Consider the following 9,273-nt stretch of genomic DNA (forward strand, 5'->3'; position numbering starts at 1 on the left):
GCCGCGGCCGCCCAGGGCCTGGCCGCGCCGCGGGGGCCGGGGCGGCGATCACCTGGTGCAGGGCCTGCAGCGACTTGGCGAGCGGGGCCTGCCGGGTCTGCGCGTAGAGCGCGTTGGCGACCTGGCTGGTGAAGCTGGACAGGGTGACCTTGGTGCCGTCCGGCAGGGTGACCGGGGCGGTCCGCAGGTGGTCGCGGATGTTGTCGAACTTGGCCCGGGTGTCACCGTCGCCGAAGGCGCAGCGCGGGGCGCCGGCGGCCTTGCAGCGCTTGAGGTACTCGTCCAGGGCGACCTCGAAGCCGGTGGCGCGCTGGCGGTCGTACTCGACACCGTTGTGCAGGCGCAGGTTGGGGTCGACGTTGCCGTCGACGATCACGGCGCGCACCTTGTTCGGGTACATGCCGGAGTAGGTGGCGCCGATGAGGGTGCCGTAGGAGAAGCCGGCGAAGGTCAGCTTGGCGTCGCCGACGGCCTGGCGCATCCGGTCGAGGTCGCGGACCACGTTGATGGTCGACATGTGCTCGATCAGCGGGCCGGCGTTGCGCGAGCAGGCGTCGGTGTAGTCCTCGGTGGCGTCGATGGTCTCGGCTATCTCGGCCTTGGTGACGGGGACGCCGACCATCCGGTCGTTGGTGGCCGCGGCCTCCTCGTCGGTGGTGAAGCACTTGAGCGGGTTGCTCCGGGCGACACCGCGCGGGTCGAAGCCGACCAGGTCGAACCGGTCCTGGACGTCCTTGCCGAAGCGGGTGGTGGTCGCCCACAGGTAGCCGCTGCCGCCGGGGCCGCCGGGGTTGAGGAAGAGCGAGCCGATCCGCTTGGCCGGGTCGCTCGCGCGGCGGCGCATCATGGCGATGCCGATGCTCTCGCCGTCCGGGTGGTCGTAGTCGAGCGGCACCTGGTAGACGGCGCAGTCGTAGATCTTCGGATCCGGCTTGGTCGGATCGGGGTTGCACGGCTTCCAGTCGACCGGTGCCACCTTGGCCTCGGCCGCCGGGCCGGGGGCCGGGGCGGCGACGGCCGCGGCGGCGGAGCCGGCGACGAGGGCGAGGGCACTGGTGACAGCCAGTGCCACGCTGGTGAAACGGGACACGAAACCTCCTCCGGTTCTGCAAACCCGCACAGCCTGACAGCCGTCCGTCAACAGGGGAAGAGATCAGCAGCAGGAGATTCTTGCGATGAGCGGCCGATGGGGCGTCAATCCCGACTTAAAAGGTCATCTTGACGGGAAATCGTATGATCACTGGCCGAAGATCATCATTCACCGTATGCCTTGGCGCGGGCTCCGGCCGGAGCGGCGGTGGTCGCGGCCGTCGCGGGCCCCGGAGCCACCGGGGCCCGCAGCCAGGGGCGGTTGCGTTCGGCCCAGCGGACGACCGGGCCCATCGCGTGGCCGGCGGCGAGGAAGAGGGTGCCGAGGAGGAGCCAGCCCGGTGCGCCCCAGTCCAGGAGCAGGGTGGTCAGGAGCAGCGGGCCGGCCGTGCGGGCCACTGCCACGCCGGTGCCGAAGAAGCCCTGGTACTGGCCGAGCCGGTCGGCGGGGGCGAGGTCGAAGGCGATCTGCCAGGAGCCGGCGGACTGCTGCATCTCGCCGAGCACCTGGAGCGAGGCGGCCGCCACCAGCAGGGCCGCGACCGCCCAGACCGGGACGTCGGCCGCCGAGAGGGCGAAGACGGCGCAGGAGGCGAGCAGGACCGCTCCCGCCCGGCGGACGGTGCGGGTGGCCGAGCCCAGGCCGGTGACGGCGCGTGCGGTGCGGACCTGGAACAGCGTCACGCCGACGGTGTTGAGGACGAAGAGCGCCGAGCCGAGCCAGCCGAGCTGCGGGGCGCGGTCGGCGATCCAGAGCGGGATCACCAGGCTGAGCAGCGGCATCCGCAGCAGCAGCACCGTGTTGACCAGGGTCACGGCGGCGTAGCGGCGGTCGGCCAGGACGGCGAGCCCGCCGCCGGCGCCGCCGGGGCCGTCCGGAGGGGCGGCGGCGGGTGCCACCGCCGGCAGCCGGAGCAGGACCGCACCGGTCGCCAGGAAGCCGAGGGCGGTCAGCGCGAAGGCGGCGAGGAAGGCCTCCCGGGTGCCGACGGCCAGCGCGACGCCGCCGAGCGCGGCGCCCACCGCCAGCCCGCCGTTGAGGGTGGACTGGAGCCGGGCGAGCGCCCGGGTGCGTTCCGGGGCGGGGACGAGCCGGCCGACCAGCGCCTGGCGGGCCGCGCTCAGTCCGGACTGGGCCGTCGCGTAGAGGCAGGCGGCGAGCACGAAGAGCGGGAAGGAGCGGACCGCGAGGAAGGAGGCCACCACCGCTGCCGTGGTGAAGGCGAGCGCCGCCGCCGTGCCGCGCGCGCCCCGCCGGTCGGCGAGGTGGCCGAGCGGCACGCCCGCCAGCGAGCCGATGCCCCAGGCCACCGCGAGGCCGAGGCCGAGCCGGGTGGGCGACAGGCCGACGATCTTGGTGAAGTAGAGCGCCGAGCTGGTGTAGTAGGCGCCGTCGCCGACCGCGCTCACCAACTGGGCTACGGCGAGGGTGCGTTGGGCTCCGGCGGCCGGGGCGGGGCGGGACGGCACGATGCTCCTGGGGTCGGCGGGGACGATCTTGACCACCAGTCTGGACCTCAAGCGGACCACCGGCCAGGGCCATTGGCCAACTGTGATCATGGGCCACTCGGCAGGCCCGAGGGTCGGCGCGCAGCTCCCCGGACCGGCGCCGACCGTACCCGCGCCCGCCCCGGGAACGCGCGTGCGCCCGCCGCCCGGGGGTCACCCGGACGGCGGTAGCGCGCGCCCGGCCCGACGTGCCGGGCGCCCTCCGTGTCCGCCCCATCCGAGATCCGCTCAGTTGTCCGATCCTGCCCGAAGTGCCCGTGTTGACCGGCCAGTAGGGCCCTCCTATGCTCGACCGCGATCCGTCCGCGAACGTGGACACGACCAGTCGCGTTCGCGGACGCGCGTACCGTCCGGCACCGGAGCCGGGGCCCTCGCGGGCCCGCCCGGCCGGAGCCGTCACCGGCGAGAAGGGCTCCTCACCATCAGCACCTCCATCGCGCCCGCGGACGGCACGGCACCGGCCGAGGCCCACCCCGAAGCCGAGGCCCACCCCGAAGCCGAGGCCATCGTCGAGGCCAGCGCCGACACCGCTACTCCCGCCGACACCGGCCGCCGGCGCTTCCTCACCTACCTGCTCGCCGCGCCGACCCTCACCGTCGCCGCCCGGGCCGGCCTGGACGCCGCCGCCCCCGCCACCGCCCACGCCGCCGAAGCGGCCACCACGGCCGCCGCCGCGGGCACCGCCGAAACCGCCGCCGCCCCGCCGCAGTTGCTCGGCCTGCCCGGCATCCCGGACATCGTCGACCTCGGCCAGGCCCTCCAGGTGGCCGCCCTCCCGACCTCGCACCTGCTGGTCCTGGAGCTCACCGCCGCCGGCCGCGCCGTGCTGTACCTGCCGCGCCTGGAGGTCGGCCAGGGCCTCACCACCACGGTCGCCATGATGGTCGCCGAGGAGCTCGACGCCCGCCTCGCCGACGTCGACATCCCGCTCTCCGACAGCCGCCCCGACCTGCTGTTCAACCAGCTCACCGGGGCGTCCAACTCGGTCCGCACGCTGTACGACCCGGTGCGCGCGGTGGCCGCCGCCGCCCGCGCCCGGCTGGTCACCGCCGCCGCCCGCCGCTGGTCGCTGCCGGCCGGCACGCTGCGCACCGCCGACTCCGCCGTCCTCGCGCCCGACGGCCGCCGGGCCGGGTACGGCGAACTCGCCGCCGAGGCCGCCGCCGTGGTCGTGCCCGCCGTGTCCACCGCCCCCAAGCCGGCCGAGCAGCGCAAGGTGATCGGCCGGCCCACCGGCCGGATCGACGCCCGCGACATCGTCACCGGCCGGGCCAAGTACGCCGGCGACCTCGCCGTCCCCGGCGCGGTGCCGACCGTGGTCGCCCGCCCCACCACCATCAAGGGCGTGCTGGCCGGCCTGGACGCCTCCGCCGCCCGCGCCATGCCCGGCGTGCTCGGCGTGGTGACCATCCCGAGCGGCGTCGCCGTCCTCGCCGAGACCTTCGACCAGGCGCTCAAGGCCCGCGACGCGCTGCAGACCTCCTGGAAGCCGGGCCCGGTCGCCGCGTTCTCGGACGCCGACATCCGCGGCAAACTCCGGGCCGCGCACGCGCCGTTCCTGATCCCGCCGCTGCTCACCCAGTACGTGGACGGCGAGTTCGACTTCGCCTTCGTCAACCACGCGCCGATGGAGGTGCTGACGGCGGTCGCCGACGTCCGCCCGAACCGCGCCGAGATCTGGTTCGCCTCGCAGACCCCGATCGTCGCCCAGCAGACCATCGCCGCCGAACTCGGCCTCCCGCAGGACGCGGTGACCGTCCACGTGGTGCGCGGCGGCGGCTCCTTCGGCCGCCGGCTGTTCTTCGACGCCGCGCTGGAGGCCGCGCAGATCTCCCGCGCGGCCGGCCGGCCCGTCAAGCTGATGTGGACCCGCAACGACGACATGCGGCACGGCCGGATGCGGCCCGCCACCCACCACCGGATCCGCGCCACCTACGGCCTCGGCCAGGTGCTCAGCTACGAGCACCGCGCCGCCACCGTGATGACCGACTTCAGCCACGGCCTCGGCGAGGCGCTCACCGCCGCCGGCTTCCAGCTCTCGGTGGCCGGGCTCTCGCTGGCCCAGGCCTTCTTCCTGCTCAGCCAGAGCAACCCGTACAACGTCGGCCTGCCCACCCAGCTGCTCGCCGAGGTGCCGCTGGCGGTGCCCACCGGCAGCTGGCGCTCCGTCTACTCGGGCACCGTGCGGGTGGCCGACGAGATCATGATGGACGAACTCGCCCGCCGCTTCGGCCAGGACCCGGTGGCCTTCCGCCGCGCCCGGCTGCGCGACGCGGGCGGCCGGGCCGTCCTCGACAAGGTCGCCCAGGCGGGCCGCTGGGGCCGCCCCATGCCGGCCGGGCAGGCCCAGGGCATCGGCTACCACGACGAGAACGGCGGCCGCACCGCCTACCTGGTCGAACTCGACGCCACCGACCCCAAGCAGCCCCGGGTCACCAAGGCCGTGATCGCCGCCGACCTCGGCACGGTGATCAACCCCACCGGCCTGGAGGCCCAGTTGACCGGCGCGCTGATCGACGGCATCTCGGTGATCCTGCAGGCCGGCGTCCACATCGACCGCGGCGCCGTCCGCGAGGGCAGCTTCGCCGACTTCCGCTACGCGCGGCAGCGGCACACCCCGCCGGTGGTCGAGATCCACCTGCTGCCGCCGAGCGGTCCGCCGGGCGGCGCGGGCGAGTTGGGCGTCCCGGCCGCCTCCGCCGCGGTCGCCAACGCGTACGCCCGGGCCACCGGGACCAGCCCGCGCTCCTTCCCCGTCAACTTCTGATCCCCAGCTGATCCCCAGCCCCTAGGAAAGACGCCTCCCATGCCCAGCCACACCTTCGTCCTCAACGGCCGGCCGGTCACCGTCGAGGCACCGGACGACATGCCGCTGCTCTGGGTGCTGCGCGACAAGCTCGGCGTCACCGGTCCCAAGTACGGCTGCGGGGTCGGCGTCTGCCGCGCCTGCACCAGCCACCTGGACGGCGAGGAGTTCCAGCCCTGCACGGTGGCGGTGAAGGACTGCGCGGGCCGGCGCGTCACCACCATCGAGGGCCTGGCCGACGGCGACACCCTGCACCCGGTCCAGGAGGCCTGGCTGGAGTGCGACGTCGCCCAGTGCGGCTTCTGCCAGCCGGGCCAGATCATGACGGCCGTCGCCCTGCTCCGCCGCACCCCCGCCCCCACCGACGCCGACATCGACCAGATCCAGAACATCTGCCGCTGCGGCACCTACCCCCGGATCCGCGAGGCCATCAAGCGCGCCGCGACCCAGCTGCCCTGACGAACCGACGCCCGCCTAAGGTGAAGGGGCGTCAAAGTCGTCGAGACGAGGGGTGGATGAGGATGATCAGGCGTCGTTCCCTGCTGACCGCCGCGGGCCTGGGAGGTGCGGCGCTCGCACTGCCGACCGCGGTCGCGCACGCCGCACCCGCCGTTCCACCCGGGTCCGCCACCACCGCCGACCCCGCCGCGCACGCCACCCCCGCCGGACCGCCGCCGATCGACCTGCCGGCGCCGACGGACCGGCGCCCGGTCGGGACGGTGTCGCTGCACCTCGTGGACCGGGACCGGCAGGACCCGTTCGCGCCGGTGCCCGGGCCGCGCGAACTCATGGTGCAGCTCTGGTACCCGGCGCTCGGGACCGCCGGACGGCCGCGCGCGCCGTACACCACGGCGCGGGTGGCGGCCGCGTTCGAGGAGACCCTCCCGGTGGACCCGGGCACCATCGCCGCGCTGCGCCCGACCGCCCGCGCCGGGGCCCCGGCGGTACCGGGGGCGCTGCCGCTGCTGCTGCTCGGCCACGGCCGCAAGGGCGGCCGGAGCAACTGCACCGCGTTGGCCGAGGAGTTGGCCGCGCACGGCTACCTGGTCGCGGCACTCGACCACACCTACGACGCGGCCGCCGTCGAGTTCCCGGACGGCCGGCTGGTGCGCAGCGTGCTGGCGGAGGACCCGGGCGACTGGGACGCCGCCGAGCGCAAGGAGATCGCCGCCCGGGTCGGCGATCTGCGCTTCACCGCCACCGAGTTGACCACCGGCCGGGCGCTCCGCCGGACGGCCGGGCTGCCGTGCGCCGACCCGCGCCGGATCGGCGTGCTCGGGCACTCGATGGGCGGTGCGGCCGCCGCCGAGACGGTCCGCCAGGACCGGCGGTTCGCGGCCGGGCTGAACCTGGACGGCGGCCTGTTCGGCTCGCCGGTCCCCGACGAGGGCCTCGACCGGCCGTTCCTGCTGCTCACCTCGCTCGGCGACCACGACACCTGGCAGCGCTGGCGTGAGCACCAGCGCGGCTGGGGGCGGCAGTTGCGGCTGGACGGGGCCGGCCACCTGAGCTTCACCGATCTGCCGCACGTGGCCGGCCCGGGCCACCTCGCCGACCGGATGCCGCCGGAGCTGTACGCGGCGATGCTCGGCACCATCGCCCCGGCGCGGGCCACCGAACTGAGCCGCGCCTACGTCCGGACGTACTTCGACCGCTTCCTGCGCGGCCGGCCGTCCCCGCTGCTGGACGCGCCCGCGCCGCGCTACCCGGAGGTCGCCTTCGTCTGGAGCCGCGGCTGACCGACTGCCGGCCGCGCCAGGGCCAGGGTCACGCTTGCCCACCCGGCGGCGCGGCCGGCCGGCGTCCGCTCACCCGCCGGCCACGTCACACCACCGCCCCGGGGTCGCGGCCGAAGAACCCCGCGAGCCGGTCGTACGACGGCGCGTCCTCGGCGACCGCGACCTCCGGGCCGAAGGCGTGACTCTCCTCCTCGCTCCCCCGGAACGCCGGTTTCAGCGCGCCGTGCGCCCAGGCCAGCGAGGCCAGGGCCACCTGCTGGTCGAGCCCGGCGGTGGACTGGCCGGTCGCCCGGGCCAGGTCCCAGGCGTGCACGGCGAACTCGGCGACCTGCTGGTCCACCGGGAAGCGGGCCGGGACCTCGCCCAGGCCGGGGAGCTCGATGACGCCGTCGAGGTCCCCGGCCTCCCGCCAGGCGGCCACCAGCCGCTCCGCCCCGGCCTCGAAGCGGTGCAGCCAGTCGTCCTCGACCCGCTCGAAGGACTGCGTCCAGTCGGGCGTGCCGCCCTCGGCCCGGACGGTGAACTGCCGCAGGTCGTGCAGCAGATGGCTGATCAGCTGCCCGACGTCCCAGGAGCGGCAGGCGGTCGGATGGCCGGCCAGCTCGGTGCCGACGCCGTCGATCAGGCCGGCGGTCTGCGCGAGTGCGCGGGCGAGCAGCTCGATCGGGTCTTCCGCTCCGGTCATGACGCACCTCTCGGTCGTTCGGGACCCGTGCGCCCGGCGCGCGCCCGTCGACGCGCGCCCGCACACTCGGTCGGACCGGCCGATCGTAAACGCGGCCACCGACAACCGGCCCGGAGCAACACCCCGAGCCGGTCGTCAGCGGGCCCCGCAGACCGGCCAGGCCGGTCAGGCCGGTCAGGCCGGTCAGGCCGCGAGGCCGCCGTCCACGGCGATCTCGGCGCCGGTGATGTAGCGGCCCTCCTCGCCGGCCAGGTGGGCGACGGTCGCGGCGACGTCGGCGCCCCGTCCGAAGCGGCCGAGCGCGGTGAGCCCGGCCTGGAACTCGGCCGACGGCCCGTCCGCCGGGTTCATCTCGGTGTCGATCGGGCCCGGGTGGACCACGTTGACGGTGATCCCGCGCGGGCCCAGTTCACGGGCCAGCGCCTTGGTGAGGCCGACCACGGCCGCCTTGCTGGTCGCGTACAGGCTGGCCCCGGGGAAGGCGACCCGCCGGGCCAGACAGCTGCCGATGGTCACGATCCGGCCGCCCTCGGGCAGGTGGGCGGCGGCGGCCTGGGCGAACAGGTACGGCGCCCGGACGTTGACCTCCAGCACCTTGTCCACGTCGGCCAGACCGACCTCCTCGATCGGGCCGACCGCGCCCACCCCGGCGTTGTTGACCAGGATGTCGAGCCGCCCGAACCGCTCGGCCACCGCCTCGACCACGGCGCGCACGTCCTGCGGGTCCGCACTGTCGGCCCGGACCGCCCAGCCGCGGCGACCCATCGCGGTGATCTTCGCCGCGACCGCCTCGGCCCGCTCGGCGCTGCCCAGGTAGGTCACCGCCACGTCGGCGCCGTCCTCGGCGAGCCGCAGCGCCGTCGCCTCCCCGATCCCCCGGCTGCCGCCGGTCACCAGGGCCACCTTGCCGTCGAGCTTCGCGAGCTTGGTCATCGTCATATCGTCAGAACTCCCTGTTCCGTTCGTGGACATGACTCCATCCTCGGCCGACCCGGCCCGCGGATCCGGCGGTATTCGGACGTCGCGTTCAACGTTCAACTACCTGCCCCATACGCCCCCACGACCCGCCGCGACACGCCGGACGGCCGCCCCCCGCACAGGGGGCGGCCGTCCGGAACAGACGTGCGGTGCTACCGGGCGCAGGCTCAGACGGACAGGGTCTGACCCGGGAAGATGAGGTCCGGGTTGCCGCCGATCGCCTTGGCGTTCTTCGCGTGCAGACCGGCCGTGTCGACGCCGAACTTGGCCGCGATGCCGCTCAGCGTGTCGCCGCTCTTGACGGTGTAGCTGCCGGTGGCGCTGTTCTTCTCGGGCGCGGCGGAGGCGGCGGGCGCGGCGGGCTTCGCGGCGCCCTGGTACTGCGCCGGGGCCTGGGGCTGCGCCGGGGCCTTGCGGGCCGGCGACTTCTGGGCCTGGCCGGACGGCTGGGCCGGCTGCGCGTCCGC

Annotated in this window: 8 protein-coding genes; 3 read left to right on the forward strand and 5 right to left on the reverse strand. The window is 75.2% G+C overall.

Features of this window, described 5'->3' with window-relative positions; all coding sequences use genetic code 11:
• Both AB0N76_RS38220 and AB0N76_RS38225 read right to left on the reverse strand, forming a co-directional pair.
• On the reverse strand, positions 1 to 1,090 hold a 1,090-nt coding region (locus AB0N76_RS38220; RefSeq protein WP_363565457.1), incomplete at its 3' end, for an alpha/beta fold hydrolase.
• Between the two features lie 164 nt (positions 1,091 to 1,254).
• Positions 1,255 to 2,559: an MFS transporter gene (locus AB0N76_RS38225; RefSeq protein ID WP_363565464.1), complete on the reverse strand. Its 1,305-nt coding sequence runs from the start codon at positions 2,557 to 2,559 to the stop codon at positions 1,255 to 1,257.
• A gap of 271 nt (positions 2,560 to 2,830) precedes the next feature.
• Between AB0N76_RS38225 and AB0N76_RS38230 the strand changes: the two genes are divergently transcribed.
• The 3 genes from AB0N76_RS38230 to AB0N76_RS38240 all read left to right on the forward strand — a co-directional run bounded on the left by AB0N76_RS38230 (position 2,831) and on the right by AB0N76_RS38240 (position 7,143).
• Positions 2,831 to 5,365, forward strand: a complete 2,535-nt coding sequence (locus AB0N76_RS38230; RefSeq protein WP_363565458.1) for a molybdopterin cofactor-binding domain-containing protein — start codon at positions 2,831 to 2,833, stop codon at positions 5,363 to 5,365.
• A gap of 39 nt (positions 5,366 to 5,404) precedes the next feature.
• Complete coding sequence (locus AB0N76_RS38235; RefSeq protein ID WP_363565459.1) at positions 5,405 to 5,863, forward strand: (2Fe-2S)-binding protein; 459 nt, start codon at positions 5,405 to 5,407, stop codon at positions 5,861 to 5,863.
• A 62-nt stretch (positions 5,864 to 5,925) separates the two neighbouring features.
• A complete protein-coding gene (locus AB0N76_RS38240) occupies positions 5,926 to 7,143 on the forward strand; it encodes an alpha/beta hydrolase (RefSeq protein ID WP_363565460.1) in 1,218 nt (405 codons plus the stop codon).
• An 85-nt stretch (positions 7,144 to 7,228) separates the two neighbouring features.
• Here the strand turns inward: AB0N76_RS38240 and AB0N76_RS38245 are convergent, their stop codons facing one another.
• The 3 genes from AB0N76_RS38245 to AB0N76_RS38255 all read right to left on the reverse strand — a co-directional run.
• Positions 7,229 to 7,828: a TIGR03086 family metal-binding protein gene (locus tag AB0N76_RS38245; protein WP_363565461.1), complete on the reverse strand. Its 600-nt coding sequence runs from the start codon at positions 7,826 to 7,828 to the stop codon at positions 7,229 to 7,231.
• 183 nt (positions 7,829 to 8,011) lie between these two features.
• Positions 8,012 to 8,761 (reverse strand): 3-oxoacyl-ACP reductase family protein, encoded by a 750-nt coding sequence (locus tag AB0N76_RS38250; protein WP_363565462.1) that lies wholly within the window; start codon positions 8,759 to 8,761, stop codon positions 8,012 to 8,014.
• Between the two features lie 212 nt (positions 8,762 to 8,973).
• The coding region (locus tag AB0N76_RS38255) for a LysM peptidoglycan-binding domain-containing protein (RefSeq protein WP_363565463.1) at positions 8,974 to 9,273 on the reverse strand (300 nt) is incomplete at its 5' end.

This window comes from Kitasatospora sp. NPDC093806 (assembly GCF_040683335.1).
In the GTDB taxonomy this organism is placed as follows: Bacteria; Actinomycetota; Actinomycetes; order Streptomycetales; family Streptomycetaceae; genus Kitasatospora.